Raw genomic sequence first — 22,455 nt, forward strand, 5'->3', positions numbered from 1 at the left:
GCCGCGCCGCCTTTTTCTTGTCGTCAGTCCTTCGGACGTTCGTCGATGATGCGCTTGGCCTTGCCGACCGAACGCTCGACCGTATCGGGATCGGTCACGTCGATGCGCGCCGAAATGCCGATCACCGACTTGATGTGGTGGGCAAGTTCGCGCGACTGCGCGGCCCGCGTCTCTGCCTCGGTCGCATCCGGGCGGGCTTCGACATAGATCTTGATCTGGTCGAGCCGGCCTTCGCGGGTCAGGAGGATCTGGTAGTGCGGCGCGAGGCCCTCGCACTTCAGGATCTGCTCCTCGATCTGGGTCGGGAACACGTTGACGCCGCGGATGATCATCATGTCGTCCGAGCGGCCGGTGATCTTTTCCATCCGCCGCATCGAGCGCGCCGTGCCCGGCAGAAGGCGGGTGAGGTCGCGTGTGCGGTAGCGGATCACCGGCATCGCTTCCTTCGACAGCGAGGTGAAGACGAGCTCGCCTTCCTCACCGTCCGGCAGCACTTCGCCGGTCACCGGATCGACGATTTCCGGGTAGAAATGGTCTTCCCAGATATGCAGGCCGTCCTTGGTCTCGACGCATTCGCTGGCAACGCCCGGCCCAATCACTTCCGACAGGCCGTAAATGTCGACGGCGTGCATGTCGAAGGCGTGCTCGATTTCCTCACGCATCGCGTTGGTCCACGGCTCGGCGCCGAAGATGCCAACCTTAAGCGAGGATTCGCGCGGGTCGAGGCCCTGACGGCGGAACTCGTCGAGGATCGAGAGCATGTAGGACGGCGTCACCAGAATGATTTCCGGACGGAAATCCTCAATGAGCTGGACCTGGCGTTCGGTCATGCCGCCGGACACCGGGATGACGGTGCAGCCGAGCCGCTCCGCGCCGTAGTGCGCGCCGAGACCGCCGGTGAACAGACCGTAGCCGTAGGAGACATGCGCCTTGAACCCCTTGCGGCCGCCGGCCGCGCGGATCGAGCGCGCCATGACGCTGGCCCAGGTGTCGATGTCCTTGATGGTGTAGCCGACGACGGTCGGCTTGCCGGTCGTGCCGGAGGAGGCGTGCACACGCACGACGTCCTCGCGCGGAACGGCGAACATCCCGAAGGGATAGTTGTCGCGCAGATCCTGCTTGGCCGTGAACGGGAACTTGCCGAGGTCTGACAGGGTCTTGAGGTCGTCGGGGTGGACGCCGGCGGCGTCGAAGCTTGCCCGGTAATGCGGCACGTTATCGTAGGCATGACGCACAGACCATTTCAGCCGCTCGAGCTGAAGGGCAGAGATTTCGTCGCGCGAGGCAACCTCGATCGGGTCCAGATCTTCCCGGCGGGGGCTGAGATCGTCCACTGTATTCCTCCCTCTTGTGTCCCCGGTTCTTGTTTTGCTGTCCGGTTTCAAAATTCGTTTGAGTTTATGCGGCTTCAAGTAGCAGAGCGATACCTTGGCCGACTCCGATACACATGGTCGCAAGGGCGCGTTTTGCGCCGCGTTCCGACATTTCGATGGCAGCCGTCAGTGCAAGGCGCGCGCCCGACATGCCGAGCGGATGGCCGAGCGCGATGGCCCCGCCATTCGGATTGACGTGATCGGCGTCGTCCGGCAGGCCGAGACGGCGCAGCACCGCGAGCGCCTGGGCGGCGAACGCCTCGTTCAATTCGACGACGTCGATGTCGCCAATGGAGAGGTCAAGACGCGCGAGCAGCTTCTCGCTCGCCGGAGCAGGCCCCATGCCCATGATACGCGGCGCGACGCCAGCGGTTGCCATGCCGGCGATGCGGGCGATTGGGGTGAGATCGTAGCGCTGGATGGCGTCGCTCGACGCGATCAGCAGCGCCGCCGCGCCGTCATTGACGCCCGACGCATTGCCGGCCGTCACGCTGCCGCCATCGCGGAACGGCGTGCGCAGTTTGGCGAGACCCTCCAGCGTCGTGTCGCCACGCGGATGCTCGTCCTTGTCGACGATGATCGCATCGCCCTTGCGCTGCGGGATCGACACCGGGACGATTTCGCGCGCCAGCCGGCCGTTTTCCTGCGCGGCAACGGCACGCTGCTGCGAGCGCAAAGCAAACGCGTCCTGATCGGCGCGGGAAACGTTGAAGTCCGCGGCGACGTTTTCCGCCGTCTCCGGCATGGAATCGATGCCGTATTGCGCCTTCATCAGCGGGTTGACGAAACGCCAGCCGATGGTGGTGTCGTAGATTTCCGCCTGGCGCGAAAAGGCGCTGCCGGCCTTCGGCATCACGAAGGGCGCGCGCGACATGGATTCAACGCCGCCGGCGATCAGAACTTCGGCTTCGCCGGCTTTGATGGCTCGCGCCGCCGTGCCGACCGCGTCGAGGCCGGAGCCGCACAGCCGGTTGATCGTGGTGCCGGGAACCGTATCGGGCAGGCCTGCAAGCAGCGCCGACATGCGGCCGACATTGCGGTTGTCCTCGCCGGCCTGGTTGGCGCAGCCGAACAGCACATCCTCGACGGCATCGCCCGGCAGGTCCGGCAGACGTGCCATCAGCTCGCGAATGGCATGAGCGCCGAGGTCGTCCGGGCGTACCGAACTCAGCACACCGCCGTAGCGGCCGATCGGCGTGCGAACACCGGCGCAGATATAGGCCTCTCTCATATTCCGCTTCCTTCGGCTTCGATGAGCGTTCCCTTGATGGTCCGCGACATGCCGCGGAATTCAACGATCGCCACGCCGTTCGCGTTGGTGACCGAGATGTCGTAGATGCCCGACCGCCCGGCGCGCTGGCGCTCGACGGCATTTGCCGTCAGCACGTCGCCGCTGTGGGCGGGGGCGAGGAAGTTGATCGTGCAGTGCTGCGCCACCGTGCGCTGGTCATAGGTGTTGCAGGCATAGGCAAAGGCGGAATCGGCGAGCAGGAAGATGTAACCGCCGTGGCAGATGTCGTGGCCGTTGACCATCGAGTCGGTGATGGTCAGCCTGGCGACCGCATGGCCGGGGCTGACCTCGACGATCTCGATGCCGAGCGAGCGGGCGGCCTTGTCGTCCTCCCACATCGCATCGGCGCAGGCTTGGGCAAGCTGTTGTGCGTCCATTGGCGTCTCTTTTGCTCCTCAGGCCTTCTTGCGGCCGGTGAAGGACGGCGCGCGCTTTTCCATGAAGGCGCGCACGCCCTCGGCATAGTCGGGGGTGCGCCCGGCAGTGCCCTGCAAATCGCGTTCGAGATCGAGCTGCTGGTCGAGCGTGTTGGTGGCCGCCGCGTCGATCGCCTGCTTGATGAGGCCGTAGCCGACGGTCGGGCCCTTGGCGAAGTTCGCCGCCATGCCGCTTGCCGTGTCCATCAGCGCGTCGTCGTCGACAGCCTTCCAGATCAGGCCCCAGTCCTCGGCCTGTTCGGCGCCGAGCGGTTCGGCAAGAAGCGCAAGACCGCGCGCCCGGGCCGGGCCGACCAGATGGGGCAGCGTCCAGGTGCCGCCGGAATCCGGCAACAGGCCGATCTTGGCAAAGGCCTGGATGAATTTCGCCGACTTGCCGGCCAGCACGATATCGCAGGCAAGCGCGATATTGGCACCGGCGCCGGCGGCGACGCCGTTGACCGCGGCGATCACCGGGAAGGGCAGGGCGCGCAGCTTGCGCACCAGCGGATTGTAGAAGGTCTCGATCGTGTAGGAGAGGTTCGGCGGTGCTCCGTCGCCCGGGTTCACCCGGTCGGACAGGTCCTGACCGGCGCAGAAACCACGTCCGGCGCCGGTGAGAACGAGCGCGCCGCAGCTCTCGTCGGCTTCCGCTTCTTCAATCGCCGCGCGCAACGCGATGTGCATCGTCTCGTTGAACGAGTTCAGCCGATCAGGCCGGTTCAGCGTGATGATCCTGTAGCCGTCGCGAATCTCGACGAGAATCGGTGTCTCTTCCATGGCGCGTTTCCTCCTGCCCAGCCGAAACGGCTGTTTCCCCTTTTATCGTTCGCTGATTTTGCACGTACTTGGTACGTTTATCAGCGTTTTTATCGATTGGGGCTTGACTGACCGTCCGGTCGGTCAATTATTATGAGGCGTAATGACGCAAGTCAACACGGCTTGACGCGCTTTGCCTCAGCCGCCTGTTTGGCGGGAACAAAAACGCGAACGAAGCCGCGATGAAAACAAGGTTTGGCGTTCTGCCGCTTCGCAGACGACCGGACCATACGGAGGGAGGGCGCCATGAGTGCGTTTTTCGACAAGCATCGCGAGACGCTTGATAAGGCCCTTGCGACGGCTCGCTCGCGCACGTTCTGGGCAGCCTACGCGGAAATGCCGTCGGGCCGGATTTACGGCGAGACAGCCAAGGACGACGGCGAGGCGGCCTTCAAGGCACAGCTCGATACACCGTTCGATCTCGATCAGCCGAATGACGGCGCGCGCGTCGGCAAGGAAGTCTCTCCCTATGGCTTCGCGCTTGGCGTGACCTATCCGGCGGCCTCGGCCGATACGCTCGTCGCCGCGGCCAAGGAAGCACAGAGGAGCTGGGGCAAGGCTTCGGTGGAAGATCGCGTCGGTGTGGCGCTCGAAATGCTTGCCCGCCTCAACGCACGCAGCTTCGAGTTGGCGAACGCGGTGATGCACACCTCCGGCCAGGCCTTCATGATGGCGTTTCAGGCCGGCGGCGCGCATGCGCAGGAGCGCGGTCTCGAAGCCGTTGCCTATGCCTATGAGGAAATGGCCAGGATCCCCGGCGCGGTGCGCTGGGAAAAGCCGCAGGGCAAGGCCGATCCGCTCATCGTCGACAAGACTTTTCGCATCGTCCCGCGCGGCCCGGCCGTCGTCGTCGGCTGCGGCACGTTCCCGACCTGGAACAGCTATCCGGGCCTGTTCGCGAGCCTCGTCACCGGCAACCCGGTGATCGTCAAGCCGCATCCGCTGGCGATCCTGCCGCTCGCGTTGACGGTGAAGATCGGCCGTGAGGTCATCGCCGAGGCCGGCTTCGATCCGAACGCGCTGCTGCTTGCCGCCGACGAGCCCGATGCCCCGATCACCAAGGATCTGGTGACCCATCCCGACGTCGCCGTCGTTGACTTCACCGGTTCGCCGACCTTCGGCGCCTGGTTGCGCGAAGCTGCCGTCGGCAAGCAGGTCTACACCGAGGAAGCCGGCGTCAACTCGATCGTCATCGACTCGACCGACAGCTTCCGCGGCATGTGTTCCAATGTCGGCTTCTCGCTGTCGCTCTACACCGGCCAGATGTGCACCGCGCCGCAGAACGTCTATGTGCCTGAAGGCGGTATCGAAACCGACGAAGGCCACAAATCGTTCGACGAAGTGGCTGCCGGCATCGCCAAGGCCGTCGACAAGCTGCTCGGCGATCCCGATCGCGCACTTGCGGTGCTTGGCGCCGTCCAGAGCACCGCGACGGTCGACCGTGTCGCCGATGCCGTAAAGCTCGGCACGGTGGTGCGCGCCTCCGGCCCGGTCGAGGGTCTGCCGGACGACAAGATCCGCACCGCGACGCCGCTCATCCTTTCGGTCGGGGAGGGCGACGAAGACGCTTATATGGCGGAACGCTTCGGCCCGATCAGCTTCATCGTCGCGACGTCTTCGACGGAAGGCTCGATTGCGCGTGCAGCCGGATCGGCAAAGACTAAGGGCGCCATCACTGCGGCGTTCTACAGCACCGACGAGGCGGTGATCGACAAAGCCGCCGACGCTTTCGCCGATGCCGGCGTGCCGCTGTCGGTGAATCTGGTTGGTGGGATTTTCGTCAACCAGTCCGCCGCTTACAGTGACTATCACGTGACCGGCGCCAATCCGGCGGGCAATGCGTGCCTGACCGATGCGGCGTTTGTCGCCAATCGTTTCCGTGTTGCGACCGTTCGCCGGCTGGCGACGGCGTAAATCGCGGGAAAAGGAGCTCTAACAGGAGCCGTTGGGAGGAAAACAATGAAATCCACTATGCGTAAAATGATCGGAGCTGCCGTCGTGTCGGCGGTCGCACTGGCCGCCGGTACCGCGGGCGCGCTTGCCGACACCATCAAGATCGGTTCGGTTCTGTCCGTCACCGGTCCGGCGTCGTTCCTCGGCGATCCCGAGGACAAGACGCTGAAGATGTATGTCGACAAGATCAACGCCGCCGGCGGCGTCAACGGCAACATGCTCGAACTGGTCATCTATGACGCCGGTGTCGACGCCAATGCCGCGCGTACCTTCGCCACGCGTCTGGTCGAGGAAGATGAAGTCGTCGCCGTCGTCGGCGGTTCGACCACCGGCACCACGATGGCCATGATCCCGGTCTTCGAGGAAGCCGAAGTGCCGTTCATCTCGCTTGCCGGCGCCGTCGTCATCATCGATCCGGTGAAGAAGTGGGTCTTCAAGACCCCGCACACCGACAAGATGGCCTGCGAGAAGATTTTCGAGGACATCAAGGCGAAGGGCATGTCGAAGGTCGGCATGATTTCTGGCACCGGCGGCTTCGGCAAGTCGATGCACGGCCAGTGCCTCGGCGTCGCCGGAAACTACGGCATCACCATCGTCGCCGACGAAACCTATGGTCCGAAGGATTCGGACATGACCCCGCAGCTCACCAACATCAAGGGCGCCGAAGGTCTTGAAGCCGTCGTCAACGCCGGTTTCGGCCAGGGTCCGGCCATCGTCACCCGCAACTACCGCCAGCTCGGCATTGAAGTGCCGCTCTACCAGAGCCACGGCGTTGCCTCCAAGAGCTTCATCGACCTCGCCGGCGATGCCGCCAATGGTGTCCGCCTGCCGGCCGCCGCGCTGCTGGTTGCCGAAAAGCTCGACGACAGCGACCCGCAGAAGGCCGTCGTCACCGCCTACAAGAGCGAATACGAAGCCGCGACCGGCAGCCCGGTCTCGACCTTCGGCGGTCATGCCTATGACGGTCTGATGATGCTCGTCGACGCCATGAAGGCCGCCGGTTCGGCCGAGCCTGCCGCCATCCGCGATGCGCTCGAAGGCACCAAGGGCTTCATGGGCACCGCCGGTGAAGTCAACATGTCGGCTGACGACCATCTCGGCCTCGATCTGACGGCATTCCGTATGCTTGAGATCAAGGACGGCGACTGGTCGATCGCGCAGTAACTCTGCCACAAAGGTCCCGGCCGGCGCCATCTGGTTCCGGCCGGGGCTTTGACGACTTGACCGCCGGCAGGGGCACTCCGGCGCAGAATCCGGATAAGAAAAACGCTGGCGGCTTCGGTCGGAAAACGGCGTGATCCTGGGAAGAAACAGGTAGCGATGGGTGACTAGCAGCCCGTCACGGGGAAGGGCATGGCCGAATTCCTGCAATTCGCGTTTTCGGGTCTGACGGTTGGCGCGGTCTATGCGCTCGTCGCACTCGGATTCACGATCATCTACAACGCATCCGACGTGGTGAACTTCGCCCAGGGCGAGTTTGTCATGATCGGCGGCATGGCGACGGTCTTCATCGCCGCGGCGGGCGTGCCCGTTCCGCTGGCTGCCGTGCTTGCCGTCGTCGCGGCGACCGCGGTCGGGCTGGTCCTGCAGCGTCTGGCGATCGAGCCGGCGCGCGGCGCCTCCGCCGTCACCCTCATCATCATCACCATCGGTGCGTCGATCTTCCTGCGCGGCCTCGCCCAGATCGTCTTCGACAAGCAGTTCCACACCCTGCCGTCCTTTTCCGGCGACGAGCCGTTCCACATCGGCGGTGCGTCGGTGTTGCCGCAGAGTCTGTGGGTCATGGGCGGCGCACTGGTCATCTTCGCGGTGCTGTGGGTGTTCTTCAACAAGACCATGATCGGCAAGGCGGTACTTGCCACATCGGCGAACCGGCTCGCCGCGCGCCTCGTCGGCATCAATACGAGCCTGATCATGGCGCTATCCTTCGGCCTGTCGGCGATGATCGGCGCTGTCGCCGGCGTCCTCGTCACGCCGATCACCCTGACCAGCTACGATGTCGGCACGCTGCTCGCCCTGAAGGGCTTCGCGGCCGTCATGGTCGGCGGCATCGGCAGCCCGGCGGGCGCCATCGTCGGCGGCCTGCTGGTGGGCCTGCTGGAAGCCTTCGGCGCCGGCTATATCTCGTCTGAATACAAGGACGCGGTCGCCTTCATCGTCATTCTGCTCACGCTTTTCGTGATGCCGAGCGGCCTGTTCGGGCGCGCCAGCGTGGAGCGGGTCTGACCGATGCAGCGTATACTTTCTCATCGCCTCAGCGCGCCGATCGGCATTGGCCTGATCGTAATCCTCGCCTATCTGGTGCTGCCGTCGTCGTTCTATCTGCGCGTCGCGACGCTGGTCTGGATCTCGACCTTCGCCGTCATCGGCCTCAATCTGCTGATGGGCTATGCCGGGCAGGTCAGCCTCGGTCATGCCGGCTTCTTCGGCATCGGCGCCTATGCGGTGGCGATCGGCCCGACCCATTGGCACATCCCGAGCTTCCTGTCGCTGCTCTTGGGCGCGCTGGTCTCGGGCCTGCTCGCCTTCGTGGTCGGTCGCCCGATCCTGCGTCTCAAGGGGCACTATCTCGCGGTCGCGACCCTCGGCCTCGGCATCCTGATTGCCATGGTCATCAACAATGAGGCCTGGCTGAGCGGCGGGCCCGATGGCATGAACGTCTCCTCGCTCGGCATAAAGGCGTTCATCAAGTCGACCTTCGGCATCAAGGTGAAGACCGCGCAGCTTTGGTACTGGATCACCGGTGTCGTCGTCACGCTCGGTGCGCTCGTTGCCGCCAATCTGGTGCATTCGCCGACCGGGCGGGCCTTGCGCGCGGTGCATGATTCCGAAGTGGCGGCCCGCGTCTCCGGCGTCGACGTCTCGCGCTACAAGGTGATCGTTTTCGTCATCTCAGCCGTTTACGCGTCGCTCGCTGGCTCGATGCTGGCGCTGTTCAACGGTTTCATCACGCCGACTGCGGCCGGCTTCCTGCATTCGATCGAGCTGGTGACCATGGTCGTGCTCGGCGGCATGGGCTCGATTTTCGGCTCGCTCATCGGCGCCGCGTTCCTGACCGTGCTGCCGCAGGTTCTCACCGTCTTCCACGAATATGAGCACCTGCTGCTCGGCCTCCTGATGATGGTGTTCATGATCTTCCTGCGCGCCGGCATCGTGCCGAGCCTGCGCGACCGTCTGTTCGGGAGGGCCGAATGACGCTGCTTCAGATCGACGAAATCGGCATCGATTTCGGCGGCATCAAGGCCGTCGACAATGTCAGCTTCACCGTTGAAGAGGGGCAGATCTTCTCGATCATCGGTCCGAACGGCGCCGGCAAGACGACGCTGTTCAACATGATCTCCGGTGTCTACAAGCCGAAGTTCGGCAAGGTGCTTCTCGCCGGCAAGGACGTGACGGCGATGGAGCCGAACCGGCTCGCCGCGCTCGGCCTGTCGCGCACCTTCCAGAACCTGCAGATATTCTTCCGCATGACGGCGGTCGAAAACGTGATGGTCGGCTGTCACTTGCGCGAGCGTCGTTCGGTGCTGCCGCATCTGCTGGCACTGCCCTCGGTGCGCCGCCAGAACCGCAAGACCCGCGAAGGCTCGCTGACGCTGCTGGATCGCGTCGGGCTCGCCGACTACGCCGATACGCCGGCCGGCTCGATGCCCTATGGCGCCTTGAAGCGGCTGGAGATCGCCCGTGCGCTTGCCGCTGAACCGAAGGTTCTGCTGCTCGACGAACCCGCCGCCGGTTGCAATCCGGTCGAGACCGAGGAAATCGAGAAACTTATCGGCACGATCGCGGCCGACGGCATCACCGTGGTGCTCGTCGAGCACGACATGAAGCTGGTGATGCGCATTTCCGACCGACTGCATGTGCTCGACTACGGCAAGACGCTTGCGACCGGCACACCGGCGGAGATCCGCGCCAACACCAAGGTGATCGAGGCCTATCTCGGCAAGCACGGAGCGAAGGAGGCGGCACGTGCTGGAAATTGAGGGACTGCACTCGGGCTACGGCCGCATCGAGGCACTGCACGGCGTCTCGCTTCGTGTCGACAAGGGCGAGATCGTCTCGCTGGTCGGCGGCAACGGCGCCGGCAAGACGACGCTCCTGCGCGCCATTTCGGGCGTTCAGCCGATCACCGGCGGCACCATCCGCTTCGAGGGTGAGGACATCAGCAAACTGTCGCCGCATGCCCGGGTCGAGCGCGCCATCGCACAGGTGCCGGAAGGACGGCAGATCTTCGGCGCGCTGACGATCGAGGACAATCTGCGTCTCGGTACCTATCGTCGCAACGGCGACAAGGTGGAAGCTTATCTCGACCGTATCTACGGGCTGTTCCCGATCCTGAAGGAACGCCGCAACTACGCCGCCGCCGGCCTGTCGGGCGGTCAGCAGCAGATGCTGGCGATCGGCCGCGCGTTGATGAGCGGGCCGAAGCTGTTGTTGCTGGATGAGCCGTCCATGGGCCTTGCGCCGATCCTCGTCGACCAGATCTTCGAAACGATCCATCATCTGCGCGACGAGGGCGCGACGATCTTCCTCGTCGAGCAGAACGCGTTTGCCGCACTCTCGATCGCCGATCGCGGTTACGTCATCGAGACAGGCGAAGTGACCGTTTCGGGTCCGGCCGCTGACCTGATGGCCGACACGCGCATCCGCGAGGCCTATCTCGGCGTCTGACCACGTGGACAGCGCCTGGATGCCCCAAAAGCCTGCCGATTGCGCGGTCTGAAGTACGGTTTGCATACCGTGGCGGTCTCGCTGCCGACGGCGTTTACCGTTGGTTACCTATACCCGCGATACCCTTTTATGGTAGCGTCTGGCGGCGGAACGTGCCGGGCGTTTGCGTTGCTGCGCGATCTTGCACGGCAGCGCCTGTGATCGCACAGAGCGGGCGACGCCATTGAAAGGCCACGTTTTTCGGCAATGTTCGCATTCCAGATGAGTAGCATGACGGGAACTGTGTTGTGACGGACGTCTCAGGACGCAATACGGCGGACGGTCGGCTGCGCGATTTGGTGAGCGCTGAAGAGCGAGCGGTCGTACCCGCCCAGCCAAAACGTCAGGCATTGGCCGAGGATCTCGGCAATAACGCGCTCGGTTTCGTCAACGGCTTGATCAAGCGGACTCTTTCGGCCGGAAAGAAGCGCCGGAAAAAGAGTTATACGGTCACTTTCGAGGACGTCAGCAAGGTCTTCCGGAACCCTGCGGGAACGAAATGGGTTCTCCGCGATGTCTCGTTCCAGGTGCCGCGCGGTAAAAGCCTCGCCATTCTCGGCAAGAATGGTGTGGGCAAGTCATCCCTGATGAAGTTGATCGCCGGCGTCATTCCGCCAACGCGCGGCGATATCACCCGCATGGCCCGCATTTCGTGGCCGCTCGGCATGGCGAGCGGCTTCAGCGCGCCGACCTCGGCGCGGGACAATTGCAATTTCGTTTCCCGCATTTATGGTGCGGACGTGGATGAAGTGACGGAATTCGTTCGCGAGTTTTCCGAACTCGGCGCATATTTCGATGCGCCCGTGAAATCCTATTCGCCGGGTATGCGCGCGCGTCTCGCGTTCGGGCTCAGCATGGCAATCGATTTCGATTGCTACCTGATCGATGAAGCGACCTCGGTCGGCGACAAACGCTTTCGCGAGAAATGCGAGGAAGTTTTTGCGCTGCGCCGCAAGAAATCCGACGTGATCATGATCTCGCATAATGAGGAGACGCTGCGCGCCTATTGCGATATCGCTGCAGTGCTTAACAATGGAAAGCTTCGGTTCTTCGACGATATGGACGAAGCTTTCGCCCTATATAAAAGGCTTTAGGCAGGATGCTTGAGATCCCCAAAACAGCCGAGAAACTGCGCAATCTGGCGCTCGAGTCCAGCCGCGGCAAACAGACCGGCGAGGCTGTCGTTTCGCCGCGCAAGGACAAGAAGCGCGGCAAGAACGGACTGCCGAGCCGCAAGAAGGCGCGGCGCAAGCCGCGGCTGTCGTTCCTGATCTGCGTTGTCGCTCCGGTCGTCGCGACCGTGCTCTATTTCGTTTTGATCGCATCCGACCAATACGCCGCGGAGGCGAAGTTCTCCATTCGCGGCAGCGAAACCCAGACCTCCGGCGACCTGCTTGGCATGATGACCGGGTTCACCGGGTCTTCTGCGAGTTCGACCGATTCCTATATGGTCGCCTCGTTCATTGAATCCCGCGAACTCGTTGAAAAGCTCGACAAACAGGTAGACCTTCGAAAGCTCTATAGCCGTCCCGAGGCCGACTACCTCGCGAGCGCGGATCCCGATTGGCCGATCGAGAAGCTGGTCGAATATTGGGAGAGCATGGTCCACGTCTACTTCGACACCTATTCGGGTATCACCGAGTTCGAGGTCCGTGCCTTCACCAAGGAAGATGCCGAACTTATTGCCCGTCACGTACTGGCGATGAGCGAGCGGCTAGTCAACGACATCTCGCTTCGTGAGCGCGACGACGCGGTCGGTGAGGCGAAGTCGGAGGTCGCGCGTGCCGAGAACCGGCTTCGCATGGCCCGTACCGCCGTTGCCAATTTCCGCGAAACCTCGAAGTCCGTCGATCCGACCGCCGTTGCGACCGCCGAGCAGGCGATCGTATCGACGCTCGAGGCCGAGTTGGCCCAACTCCGCACCCAGCTGCGTGCGCTGACGTCTATGGCTGAGGATGCGCCGCGCGTCGTCTATCTGAAAACGCAGATCGAGGCGCTGGAGAAGCAGATCGAGCACGAAAAGACCAAGGTCGCGATCAACAGCACCGGCGATGGCGAGACGTTGACCAAGAAACTGAAAATGTACGAAGACCTGCGCACGGAAGAGGGCTTCGCCGAAAAGGCCTATCTCTCGGCGTTGACGTCGCTCGAACGCGCCCGCGTCGAAGCTGACCGTCAGCAGCGCTACATCGCTGTCTTCGTCAATCCGAAAGTGCCGGAGTACCCGCTGTATCCCGAGCGGCTTCGCTGGACGTTGATCATCCTGTTCGGCTGCTTCGTGGTTTGGGGTATCGGTTCGCTGACCGTTGCCGGTGTGCGCGATCACGTCAGTTAGTGCGTATTGCCGAACCAAACGTCCACGCGCACGAAAAGTGAGAACCGGTTTTCGGATAAGAATACGCGTCAAAACAAGCTGCTGGAGCCCATCCAGTGGTCAGCGATCCAAGTTGTGCCCTGGAGCCCGTGAAGCCCAGGGAGCGCCTTCGGGGCGCAAACCGTTAACCATGTTCCTTCACGCCGTGCTAACGATGGTGCGGCGATGCTGGATCGGGAGTAATTTACACGAAAGACACACGTTGCCGGACCGATGGGGTTGATGCGGGCACAGCGCGAAACGCGCGAAAGCCGCGAAACAGGTTTGGACGGTGTCGGATCGATGCGCTTGGCACGCCGCTGCGTTGACGAATCGGGGGTGGGGCGCCATCAAGAAGCGCGAAGATGAACATCGCCGTCCGCTCTCATTCGAGCGGGCAGTGTGGGCATGTGTGGCGAAGCTGCAACGCCGCGGGTTGGCCGGTATCGGCACGATCGACGGGAGTGGCTTTCCTGCGAGCAGGATGGTATGAGCGCGTAAGCGCAGTGATCACATGAACATGTTCCGAAAAATCAGCAGTTTCGCCATCCTCGTTGCCGCCCTGACCGGGTGCGCCGCCCTGCCGGGCGAGGGGCCGTCGGCCATCGATATCAAGGCCGAGGATATTCAGAACCTGCCGACCAAGGATTATGTGGTCGTCGATATCGATGCCAAGGTCGCCAATATCGCCGGTCAGCATAGAGCCCGTGATTTCGCCGAGCATTTTTCCATCAAATCGACCGGACGCGGCCAGTTGGTCGGTGTCGGCGATGCCCTGGTGGTGAACATCTGGGAAGCCGGCGAGAACGGCCTGTTCTCGACCGCGCAGGCAAAGCAGACCTCCGTCGAAACGATCGTTGACGAGACCGGGCGGATCTTCATTCCCTATGCGGGGCGGGTGCGTGCGTCGGGCATTCATGTCGAAACGCTGCGCCAGAACATTGAAAACGCACTGCTCGACAAGGCCGTGCAGCCGCAGGTCCAGGTTCTCATCAAGGGCAACCAGAGCAACAGCGCTGTCATCGTCGGTGACGTGAACAATCCGGGCCGCCGCGCGATCTCGATCGCCGGTACCCGCGTGCTCGACTTCATCGCCCAGGCGGGTGGCTCGAAGTTCCCGACCTACGAGACGATGGTCACCATGAAGCGCGGCAACCGCACCGCCGCGGTTCTGCTCGAAAGCCTGTTCGACTTCCCCGAGAACAACGTCTATCTGCGGGCCGAGGACAATCTGCTGCTGTCGCACATGCCGCGCAGCTTCACGATCTTCGGCGCCGTTTCCGAGACCAAGGCGGTCAAGTTCGAGTCGCGCACGGTCACCATGGCCGAAGCGCTCGCCAAGGCCGGCGGTCTCAACGACAACCGCGCCGATCCGGGCGGCGTGTTCCTGTTCCGCTTCGAGGATCTGGAAGTCGCCCGCCAGCTCAATCCCAAGGTCGACGAACTCGGCCAGTCGGGCTATCGGGTGCCTGTGGTCTATCGCCTGAACTTCCGCGAGCCGAAGGCGTTCTTCATCGCCCGTTACTTCGAGCTGCGTGACAAGGACGTTCTCTACGTCGCCAACCATCCGACGGCCGAACTCGGCAAATTCCTGCGCATCATCGGTCCGGGTGTCTCGGCCGCGCGTGGCATCAACATCATCGCCAACGACTGATAGCGTCGCCCGAATCCTCGGAATCGGAACCGCTCAGTCCGCATCCCACGTCGCGTGGAGCTTTCTCCACGCGAGAGTGTTGCGTTGTCATGCGTGAGGGAATTACGCCCTCGGCACGCGCGTCGCTGGTTTGAAACCTGACGGAAACGGTGTCCTGCAAGACGCGTGTGCAATACGCCCCGTGTCCAATACGCCCTTTGTGCAATGCGCGCCGTGTCGGCGCGGAGTGGGGCGGGTGCGAGCGCAAGAGGTGGCGACGCGGTATCTGGTTCGGCGAGGTGGGTCGAGGTGAGGGCGACTTGCCGGGTCCCGACGCGGCGGGACCGGTTTGAGGTCGATGCCCGCAAGAAAACAAAACGCCCGGTCGCGCAATGCGGCCGGGCGTTTTTTCGGATGCGTTTTCGCGCCTTACTGGTTGGCGCGAACCGACAGGCCGAGCTGCTGCACGATGGCCTGCGGCGCGACCGCGGCGAGACCCATGATCTGTGTGATCGGCAGGGGCTGTGCCGGCTTGGCCTCGACGGTGAGGCGATCCGGATCGGCAAGGAACGCGCTGACCGCCTGATCGACCATTTCGGCGAGTGCCGGGCTCTGAACCTGCTGAACGCCCTTGCGCATTTCAAGCAGGATCACCTGGCGGGCTTCTTCCTCGGACATTTCGCCGTCTTCAGCGGCGAGCTCTATGGCCGCCTGAACCATGCGCTCGTTATCGATCTCGAACTTCGCCGAGCGGAAATTGAGCGTGGCAAGGGCCGCCTGAGCGGCTTCCGGGTTTTCGAAGACGAGCCGGGGCACGCCGCCGAATTCCGCCGTCATCTTGAACATGCCGGCGCCGCGGACGTTCATCGAGATCGGCCCGACGGTGAGCACCTGCGTTGCCTCATCCCAGCGCAGCCGGATCTCCTCATCGAAAACGACGGTTTTTATGCCCATCCGGTCGAACAGCACCTGGGCTTCCCGATCTTCGAGAGCGGTGACCGGCGCGCTGAACTCCTCGATGGTCGAGTTGATGACGGTCGGGATCGAGCCGATGTGGTTGGCGAAGGTCATCATCGCGCTCTTGAGCGAGATCGATCCGATTTCCGGTGCCGCCACCTTCAGATTGCGGGTCTCGATCTCCGAGATCAGCGGAATGACCGCGAGCACCATCGACGGCGGCGGTTCGCGACCGCTGTCCGAATACTCCGCAATTGCCATGATCGCCGCCGCGGTCGGGAACACCAGATCGCGGAACGAGAAGCGGTCGAGCGAGAACGCTTCGTTCTGCGGCCCCTTCACGTCGACGCCTTCGAGCACGAACTCGCCGATCTTGTCGGACGAGACGTCGCGCATGGCGATGCGCTCGATCCGTCCGCTGCCCTCGTCCTTCGGCGGGGCAATCACGACGTCGTCGATCGACAGCCGGTCGAAAGCGAACGAACCGAGCATCGCGAGGGCGTATTGCGCGGCTTCCTGTTCGCTCGGCTCGTCTCCGAGCATGACGCGGTCGACCAGCGAGATGATGTTCATCTTCGGCTGGCGCATCTTGAACCCGGTGCCGCCGTAGCGGTTGATCCGGGCGCTGCCGCCTTCGAAGCTGACGGTGATGTCGTTCGCCCAGGCTTCGTCAAGAACCGGATAGAGCGTGTCGTCGACCTGCCCGATAGCGTAACTCTCCGGGTCGAAAAGGCGGACCAGCCGGCCGATATCGTAGTTGCGGTAACCGACCGAGGCGATCTCATAGGTCATTTCAAGAACCGGGGTCGCTGGCGGCGTTGCCTCCGGCTTTTCCGCCCCATCGGCAGTTTCGTCGTTGCCCATCTGCGGGGCGGGGGCTTTCTGCGGTGCCGGGATCGCCTGATAGGCCTTCACGACCGTGCGCCCGGACTGAACACTCTCGATCACGCCGCCCTTCTGGTTGGTGACGATCAGATCATTGTAGACCGTGTGCTGGCGGTTGTTGTCCGGCCCGACCTGATCGATCTCCAGGCGGGTGATCGCAGCACGTTCGGCCTCAAAGGCTGCCGTCCAGCGCAGATACGGGTAGTAGCGCGAGAACGGTCGCGCCGGGTCGTCCTGTATCACCGGCAGGCTCGGCCAATACATGCCGTCGGCCTGCCAGCCATCAACCTTGCCGGTCAGCGTGAAATCTTCGAGACCTTCGACGCTCATGGTGAAGGTGCTGCCGTCGCCTGTCGCGGCACGCTCGATCTCATAGCCGTCGGTGGTCTTGACCGCACCTTTGACGGTGGCGCTGGGGGCAGTGAAGCCGACATTGATGGTGAAGCCGCCGGCCTGGCCGAACGACATGGTGATCGGCCATTCGATGGCGATGTCGCTGACGATCGCGACGCCGGTCGCGGGATCGTCCTCGATGGCGCCATGATCGACACGGGTCGCGCCAAGCGCACGCAGGCCGTCGAAATAGTCCTGCAAGGCGGCAGCCGAGTCGCTGGCGAGTGCGGCGCCCGGCGACCAGAGCGCAACGGCGAAGCAGATTGAAGCGAACCCGACGGAGGTCCGGGATGGGGCATGCACTCTCATGACGGTCTCCCTAAACAGCCTTTTCGCAAATCATACACCCGCAGGCGCAATCGGACGAGCCCGGGCTCCAATGAGCAAACGCTGCGCGCCGTTTCCGGCGCGCAGCATCGCGTGTGCAAATGTGCAGCGATGCGCTACGGGCGCGCATCCAAGCGACACGGTTAGTCGTTTGACAGTTCCACGCCGAGCACGTTCGGGATGGTCTGCGGGGCGACCATCGCGGTGCCGACGATCTGCGCAACCGGAACCGGTGCCGGCGGGTTGGCCGTTGCGACAATCGCCTTGCGTTCCTTCAGGAACGTGCCGGCAGCGGTCGCGACCTTCTGCTGGAACTCGGGGTTCTGCAGCGCGGCCAGCATCAGCGGCAGGGCGCCGGCGAGCTGTGCGGCCAGTGCATCGCGATCCGTGCCCATCTGCTTGGCCTGGGCGTCGAGCGCGCGTTCCACGACCGAGTCGTTGTCGAAGCGCACCGACAGGCCTTCAACGGTGAGGCCCTGCAGCAGACCCATTGCCTTTTCCGGGCTCTTTTCGTTTTCGAGCGCCTTGAGCTGCGCGATCACGTCCGGGGTGAGGCCGCCGATGCGGGCCATCATCGAGAGCTTGCCGACGTCATCGGCGCTCAGCGTGAGGTTCTTGATTTCGCCAATGCCGGCGCCGTCGTCCCAGGCGCCATCCATCGTCACCGACAGGTTGACGTTCTCATAGCCGAGCATGCCGAACATCTTCTGGCCTTCGGCATCGAGCATCTCCTTGGTTAGACCGATGCCGGTGACGTTGAGCATGAAGCTCTTCGGGATATCGCCGACATACTCGCCGATTTCCACGGTCACGCTCTCGATCGGCAGCCGCTTGATCTCGTTGTCGGCAATGACGAGGTTCTTGGCTTCGGCACGGCTGTATTTCACTTCCGAGCCGAGCGCATCTTCGCCCGCCGCCTTGATCGCTTCGATCGTCGGGAAGGCGACGTCGTTGGCAACCATGCTGCCCATGGTGACGGTGACGTCGTCGGCGACGATCTTGAGACCTTCCATGGTCATCTGGTCGGCCTTGATCACGCCGTCGGCGACCATGCCGTCTTCAAAGGCTACGCGCGCGATCGTCATCATGCCGGCTTCGCCATCGGCAGTGACCTTGGCGGACACGTCGAGGATTTCGGCGTTGCCGCCGCCCGAAACGGATCCAATGGTGACCTCGGTCGCACCCGTTGCTTCCAGATCGGCCATCAGCGCATCGGCAAGATCGTTGCCCGAGGAGTCGAAGGCATAGGCGGCCGGCGCAAAAGTCAGAAACGTCGTGACGAGAAGCGCCTTTGCGCTGTTCGAGGTAATCCGTTGCATGTGAGTCTCCCTAAAGCTTCGAAATGCCCCGAGGTTCGGCGCCGTTTCGCCTGCCCCCCCGGAAGTGATGATATGCCCGCGGCAAGGCCGAAAGCAGTCTGCAATATCTCCACGCAGGCGCATCCTCACGGATGAGCACCAGACATGGTGTTGAATGTGTCGGCAGTCAGTACGTCGAACTCTCCGAATGCCTACAAGGCGGTGTTACCGATAAATGAGACACATTTGTGTGATGGTGCATCACACAAATGAAGTATTCGAGCTTCCCCACCGCGCGAGGGCGCAGCGACGGCGGAAGACCGATCAATTAAAGCCACGCACGCTCAAACGATTGGCGGCGGCGTTGATCAGAACGAGTCTTTCGGAGAGAAGGTTGCCATGACGCGGTCAATATCGGCAAGCGTCGGCAGGCTTTCTTCGTTACCAAGATGCTGAATGGAACTGGTCGAAGCTGCCCGGGCAAATTCGAAGTGGCGCTCCCACACCGCACCCGGGCGGGTGAGGTAGGAATACATGTAGGCGCCGTGGAAAATGTCGCCCGCACCGTTGGTGTCGATGACCTGATCGCGCGGCACATCGAGCGACGGCAGGAAGCGGTCGCCGCCGAAACTGTCGTACCACAGAACACCCTTGTCGCCCTGTGTCACAGCGCCGACCTTGCAGCCCTTTTTGCGCAGATATTCGAGGGTCTCGCCGGCCGTCAGCTTGAGGCTGCGGCAGAAATCCTCGGAAACGACGGCGACGTCGATGAATTCGAGCAGCTCTTCGGTGTTGGAGCGCATATTGCCGCCGTCGAGCGATGTCAGAATATGCTTCTCGCGGCAGGCCTTGGCGTAATGCAGCGCGGCGTCGGGCAGATGGCCATCAACGTGCAGCCCACGGCATCCATCCAGATTGAGGTTGGGGTAGGGGTGCAGGAACTCGTCGTCCCGGCAGCGCACGATGGCGCGTTTGCCGTCATGCGGCATGATGAAGGACAGCGAGGACTCGCGAACCTTCCGGCCATGAACCGAAATGCCGTATTTCGCCGCCATGTCGAGGAACATGCGCGCCAGCCAGTCGTCGGCCTGCGAACACATCAGATCCGGCGAAAGGCCGAGCCTGGCGCAACAGAACGCGGCGGTCACCGCATTGCCGCCGAAACTGACGGCATAATCCTGCGCAATCGTCTTCTCGTCGCCGGACGGAAGCCGGTCGGCGAGAAACGTGACGTCGATATAGGCTTGTCCGATGAACAGGGCTTCCATGCGGACGTCTCTCAGTCTGGGAGGTGAAAGGGCACTTCCCGATTACGGTGTTCGGAGAAAGACGGCAAGGGGGCGGCGAAACAAAATCCGCAGACGTGGCCATTTGGCGTCACCTGACGGCGGGATTCGCGAACCCTTTCTCAGCCTTTGGCAAATTTCGAAATTGCACGTTACGGTATATGCCAGAAGCATCAAAACACCCAACGAAATGAGACTATTGTCCCATCGGAAATCCCCGTCCTGTTCAGCAGTCGTTTACCGCCTTGCGACACAATTGCCATAACATATCTCGAACTGCGCAAGGCAGCCGTGACCCGCCCGAATTGTTTTCCCTACCTGAAGGCTATCGCGATAGCACTCGCTGTCGTCGCCATCCCTTATGGCGGGGTCGAGTTCGTGCTGCTCAATCACGCGCTGGATCGCGGCAGCGAGGAGCTGAATTCCGCGGCCACCCGCTATGTCCAACGCGCCGACAGCGCCTTGTCGGAAGCGCTCTACAGCCTGAAGACCGTTCAGGAAGGCGGTTTTGCGGATTGTCGCGGAGCATCCCGTCAGGCGCTCGCCAACGAAGTGCAGCGAAGCGAGCACATCAGGACCATCGGGATTGTTGATGCCAACGGCCTGGCGATGTGCATGGAGCCGGGCGGGCGCCTTGCGACCGCCACGCTTCTGCCACCATATCAGAAAGATTCGCCCACCATCTCGATCGGCATCGTCGAGGACGCCAACGGCGTGCGTTCGGCAATCGCCGGGCTGCATATCGGCAATGGCGATCGGCTGATCGCGCGGCTGTCGCAGGAAACGTTGGCGATTGATGCGGGCCCGGACTACCTGCGCCAGTACATGCAGGCCGATGTCCGTCTGTCCGATGGCAGCCTGTGGTATCGCAACGGACGGCTCGAAGAAGACGTCGGCGAAGAGGTGCTGGCTGAAACGGTTCGTTCGACGCAGTTTCCGCTGCGCGCATCCGTGACGGCACCGCGCAGCGCGGTGCGCTCGCTCGTCCGCGAACTCGATATCATCACCACGATCGGTGCGTTTGGCGCCTTGATTGTCATTGCGCTGTTTGTCCTGCGCATGATCCGTCAGCAGAGCGATCTCGGCATCATCGGCGAAATCGATGCGGCGCTGAAGCGCAAGGAATTCGAGCCGTACTATCAGCCGCTGATGGACATCGAGAGCGGTCATCTGCTCGGTTGCGAGGCGCTCGCGCGCTGGGTTCGCAAGGACGGGACCGTGGTCTCGCCGGCCCAGTTCATTCCCGTTGCCGAGGCCTCCGGACAGATCTTCGAAATCACGTTGCAGCTGATGGAGAAGGTGAACACGGACCTCGCCGAGCTCTATCGCACTCATCCGGAGCTGAAGGTCTCGGTCAATCTCGCCGCTGGGCATCTCAACACCCGCAAGATCGTCGACGACGTGAAGCGGATCTTCGGCAAGGGGCCGATCAGGTACGAACAGCTCGTGTTCGAAGTCACCGAACGCCAGCAGCTTTCCGACGTCGATGGCGCGCGGCGTATCCTCGCCGAACTGCGCTCGCTCGGCGCAAAGACCGCGCTCGACGACGTCGGGACCGGCCACAGCGGTCTCGCCTATCTGCAGAAACTCGGCGTCGATATCGTCAAGATCGACAAGATCTTCATCGATCCGCTGAGCTCCGACCGCAATTCGAACGCCATCGTCGACAAACTGGTCGGCCTTGCCGAAAGCCTCGAGATGGGCATCGTCGCCGAGGGCGTTGAGAATTTCGAGCAGATCGAGATCCTGCGCCAGCTCGGCGTAACGACCGCGCAAGGCTTCCTCTTCGCACCGCCATTGCCGAAGAACCTTTATCTCGAGCTCGCCGCTTCGCTGTTGCCGAGAGCGGACGATGATGCGATCGCCAACGATGACGGCGAAACGCCGGAGGCCGTCGTCGCCTGAAGGCGCCAGCCGATCCAACCGAAAAAGGGGCAGGGGTGAGCGAACCGCATTGGTCGATCGAGGGCTATGCCATCGTCTCGGATGACGACCGGATCGCCGATGCTGATGGCGCCATGCCCGACGCCCTGCGCAACGACGCCGACTGGCGCTACTTCCAACAGCAACTCGATGACAGTGCCGCGGTCATTCTCGGCCGGCTCGGCCACGAGGCCCATCCCAATGCGAGCGGCCGCCTGCGCGTCGTTGTCAGTACGTCGTCGCCGGGTTTGGAAAAACGTGGCGATGCGTGGTGGTGGAACCCTGCCGAAACGCCGCTCACCGCGATGCTGCGCACCATCGCGCCACAAGGTGGGCGGATCGCGGTGCCGGGCGGGCAGGGCGTGTTCGATCTGTTTCTTGCCCTCGGCTATGACGCCTTCCATCTGAGCCGCGCGCAAGGCGTTCGCCTTCCAGGTGGCGTGCCCGTCTTTTCTGCCGTTTCCGAGAGTTGCACGGCGGAAGAATGCCTTGCCCGGGCGGGACTTGAGGCCGGCCCGCTGCGGCGTCTTGATAAGGTTGCCGGCGTCACGCTTTCGGTCTGGCGGCGGCCGGGCTGATGCCGAATTCGGCCCGGTTTCGAGCGGCTGTTCCGGCGCGATGTTGCAGCGAGGCAACACACAGCGCGGGAAGCATCCGTTATAGGTTCAATCAGGAAATTGTGCCGCCGTTCGGCCACAAAGTGGGTCGACGGTCATCGGGCACGGAGCGCAGAAGCGACTCCCCGCATCGATTCCGATCACGGCTGAGATGTCGAAACGCCGGCCCGCTGCAAGAAGCAGTCAGGCCCGCGTCGGCAGCGCCGAAGCGATCCAGCGGATTG

General features: G+C 63.0%; 18 protein-coding genes. 11 read left to right on the forward strand and 7 right to left on the reverse strand.

Features of this window, described 5'->3' with window-relative positions:
* Window positions 1-23 precede the first annotated feature (23 nt).
* The 4 genes from paaF to C0606_01705 all read right to left on the reverse strand — a co-directional run bounded on the left by paaF (window position 24) and on the right by C0606_01705 (window position 3,860).
* Window positions 24-1,334, reverse strand: coding sequence for a phenylacetate--CoA ligase (paaF, locus tag C0606_01690; GenBank protein ID PLX39271.1), 1,311 nt, complete (start codon window positions 1,332-1,334; stop codon window positions 24-26).
* Window positions 1,335-1,398: 64 nt separating this feature from the next.
* Window positions 1,399-2,604 (reverse strand): 3-oxoadipyl-CoA thiolase, encoded by a 1,206-nt coding sequence (gene pcaF, locus C0606_01695; GenBank protein ID PLX39272.1) that lies wholly within the window; start codon window positions 2,602-2,604, stop codon window positions 1,399-1,401.
* Window positions 2,601-3,041: a phenylacetic acid degradation protein PaaD gene (paaD, locus tag C0606_01700; protein ID PLX39273.1), complete on the reverse strand. Its 441-nt coding sequence runs from the start codon at window positions 3,039-3,041 to the stop codon at window positions 2,601-2,603. The genes pcaF and paaD overlap by 4 nt, the downstream gene beginning before the upstream one ends.
* 18 nt (window positions 3,042-3,059) lie before the next feature.
* On the reverse strand, window positions 3,060-3,860 hold the full coding sequence (locus C0606_01705) for a 2-(1,2-epoxy-1,2-dihydrophenyl)acetyl-CoA isomerase (GenBank protein ID PLX39274.1): 801 nt from the start codon (window positions 3,858-3,860) through the stop codon (window positions 3,060-3,062).
* 285 nt (window positions 3,861-4,145) lie between these two features.
* On the opposite strand from C0606_01705, the gene paaN reads away from it, so the two are divergent.
* From paaN to C0606_01750, 9 genes are all read left to right on the forward strand, one after another.
* The gene (gene paaN, locus C0606_01710) at window positions 4,146-5,813 is read left to right on the forward strand and encodes a phenylacetic acid degradation protein PaaN (GenBank protein PLX39275.1); all 1,668 of its coding nucleotides are present in this window, start codon (window positions 4,146-4,148) and stop codon (window positions 5,811-5,813) included.
* Window positions 5,814-5,858: 45 nt separating this feature from the next.
* Entirely contained in the window at window positions 5,859-7,016 is a 1,158-nt protein-coding gene (locus C0606_01715; protein PLX39276.1) for an ABC transporter substrate-binding protein, read from the forward strand.
* A gap of 189 nt (window positions 7,017-7,205) precedes the next feature.
* Window positions 7,206-8,078, forward strand: a complete 873-nt coding sequence (locus C0606_01720; GenBank protein PLX39277.1) for a branched-chain amino acid ABC transporter permease — start codon at window positions 7,206-7,208, stop codon at window positions 8,076-8,078.
* 3 nt (window positions 8,079-8,081) lie between these two features.
* Complete coding sequence (locus C0606_01725) at window positions 8,082-9,047, forward strand: branched-chain amino acid ABC transporter permease (GenBank protein PLX39278.1); 966 nt, start codon at window positions 8,082-8,084, stop codon at window positions 9,045-9,047.
* Window positions 9,044-9,832 (forward strand): high-affinity branched-chain amino acid ABC transporter ATP-binding protein LivG, encoded by a 789-nt coding sequence (gene livG / locus C0606_01730; GenBank protein ID PLX39279.1) that lies wholly within the window; start codon window positions 9,044-9,046, stop codon window positions 9,830-9,832. Before C0606_01725 ends, livG begins: the two co-directional genes overlap by 4 nt.
* Window positions 9,819-10,520 (forward strand): ABC transporter ATP-binding protein, encoded by a 702-nt coding sequence (locus tag C0606_01735; protein PLX39280.1) that lies wholly within the window; start codon window positions 9,819-9,821, stop codon window positions 10,518-10,520. The genes livG and C0606_01735 overlap by 14 nt, the downstream gene beginning before the upstream one ends.
* 437 nt (window positions 10,521-10,957) lie before the next feature.
* Window positions 10,958-11,653 carry an ABC transporter ATP-binding protein gene (locus C0606_01740; GenBank protein PLX39652.1) on the forward strand — a complete coding sequence of 232 codons (696 nt, stop codon included), beginning with the start codon at window positions 10,958-10,960 and terminating at the stop codon, window positions 11,651-11,653.
* 5 nt (window positions 11,654-11,658) lie between these two features.
* Entirely contained in the window at window positions 11,659-12,894 is a 1,236-nt protein-coding gene (locus C0606_01745; GenBank protein ID PLX39281.1) for a hypothetical protein, read from the forward strand.
* A gap of 538 nt (window positions 12,895-13,432) precedes the next feature.
* A complete protein-coding gene (locus C0606_01750; GenBank protein ID PLX39653.1) occupies window positions 13,433-14,566 on the forward strand; it encodes a capsule biosynthesis protein in 1,134 nt (377 codons plus the stop codon).
* A 408-nt stretch (window positions 14,567-14,974) separates the two neighbouring features.
* On the opposite strand, the gene C0606_01755 is transcribed toward C0606_01750, so the two are convergent.
* From C0606_01755 to C0606_01765, 3 genes are all read right to left on the reverse strand, one after another.
* Complete coding sequence (locus tag C0606_01755) at window positions 14,975-17,083, reverse strand: hypothetical protein (GenBank protein ID PLX39282.1); 2,109 nt, start codon at window positions 17,081-17,083, stop codon at window positions 14,975-14,977.
* A gap of 167 nt (window positions 17,084-17,250) precedes the next feature.
* Window positions 17,251-18,426 (reverse strand): hypothetical protein, encoded by a 1,176-nt coding sequence (locus tag C0606_01760; protein PLX39283.1) that lies wholly within the window; start codon window positions 18,424-18,426, stop codon window positions 17,251-17,253.
* A 347-nt stretch (window positions 18,427-18,773) separates the two neighbouring features.
* Entirely contained in the window at window positions 18,774-19,673 is a 900-nt protein-coding gene (locus tag C0606_01765) for a ribokinase (GenBank protein PLX39284.1), read from the reverse strand.
* Between the two features lie 147 nt (window positions 19,674-19,820).
* Between C0606_01765 and C0606_01770 the strand changes: the two genes are divergently transcribed.
* Both C0606_01770 and C0606_01775 read left to right on the forward strand, forming a co-directional pair.
* Window positions 19,821-21,596, forward strand: coding sequence for an EAL domain-containing protein (locus tag C0606_01770; GenBank protein ID PLX39285.1), 1,776 nt, complete (start codon window positions 19,821-19,823; stop codon window positions 21,594-21,596).
* A 113-nt stretch (window positions 21,597-21,709) separates the two neighbouring features.
* Window positions 21,710-22,192, forward strand: a complete 483-nt coding sequence (locus C0606_01775) for a hypothetical protein (protein PLX39654.1) — start codon at window positions 21,710-21,712, stop codon at window positions 22,190-22,192.
* The last annotated feature ends 263 nt before the right edge of the window (window positions 22,193-22,455 follow it).

It is taken from the genome of Hyphomicrobiales bacterium, assembly GCA_002869065.1.
Lineage (GTDB): Bacteria > Pseudomonadota > Alphaproteobacteria > Rhizobiales > Rhodobiaceae > Rhodobium.

What these genes read in the sequence shown, in the direction of transcription:
- pcaF (PLX39272.1), bottom strand. Translation starts at nt 2,604, where the DNA reads ATGAGAGAGGCCTATATCTGCGCCGGTGTTCGCACGCCGATCGGCCGC.
- paaD (PLX39273.1), bottom strand. Translation starts at nt 3,041, where the DNA reads ATGGACGCACAACAGCTTGCCCAAGCCTGCGCCGATGCGATGTGGGAG.
- C0606_01705 (PLX39274.1), bottom strand. Translation starts at nt 3,860, where the DNA reads ATGGAAGAGACACCGATTCTCGTCGAGATTCGCGACGGCTACAGGATC.
- paaN (PLX39275.1), top strand. Translation starts at nt 4,146, where the DNA reads ATGAGTGCGTTTTTCGACAAGCATCGCGAGACGCTTGATAAGGCCCTT.
- C0606_01715 (PLX39276.1), top strand. Translation starts at nt 5,859, where the DNA reads ATGAAATCCACTATGCGTAAAATGATCGGAGCTGCCGTCGTGTCGGCG.
- C0606_01720 (PLX39277.1), top strand. Translation starts at nt 7,206, where the DNA reads ATGGCCGAATTCCTGCAATTCGCGTTTTCGGGTCTGACGGTTGGCGCG.
- C0606_01725 (PLX39278.1), top strand. Translation starts at nt 8,082, where the DNA reads ATGCAGCGTATACTTTCTCATCGCCTCAGCGCGCCGATCGGCATTGGC.
- livG (PLX39279.1), top strand. Translation starts at nt 9,044, where the DNA reads ATGACGCTGCTTCAGATCGACGAAATCGGCATCGATTTCGGCGGCATC.
- C0606_01745 (PLX39281.1), top strand. Translation starts at nt 11,659, where the DNA reads ATGCTTGAGATCCCCAAAACAGCCGAGAAACTGCGCAATCTGGCGCTC.
- C0606_01750 (PLX39653.1), top strand. Translation starts at nt 13,433, where the DNA reads ATGTTCCGAAAAATCAGCAGTTTCGCCATCCTCGTTGCCGCCCTGACC.
- C0606_01760 (PLX39283.1), bottom strand. Translation starts at nt 18,426, where the DNA reads ATGCAACGGATTACCTCGAACAGCGCAAAGGCGCTTCTCGTCACGACG.
- C0606_01765 (PLX39284.1), bottom strand. Translation starts at nt 19,673, where the DNA reads ATGGAAGCCCTGTTCATCGGACAAGCCTATATCGACGTCACGTTTCTC.
- C0606_01775 (PLX39654.1), top strand. Translation starts at nt 21,710, where the DNA reads ATGCCCGACGCCCTGCGCAACGACGCCGACTGGCGCTACTTCCAACAG.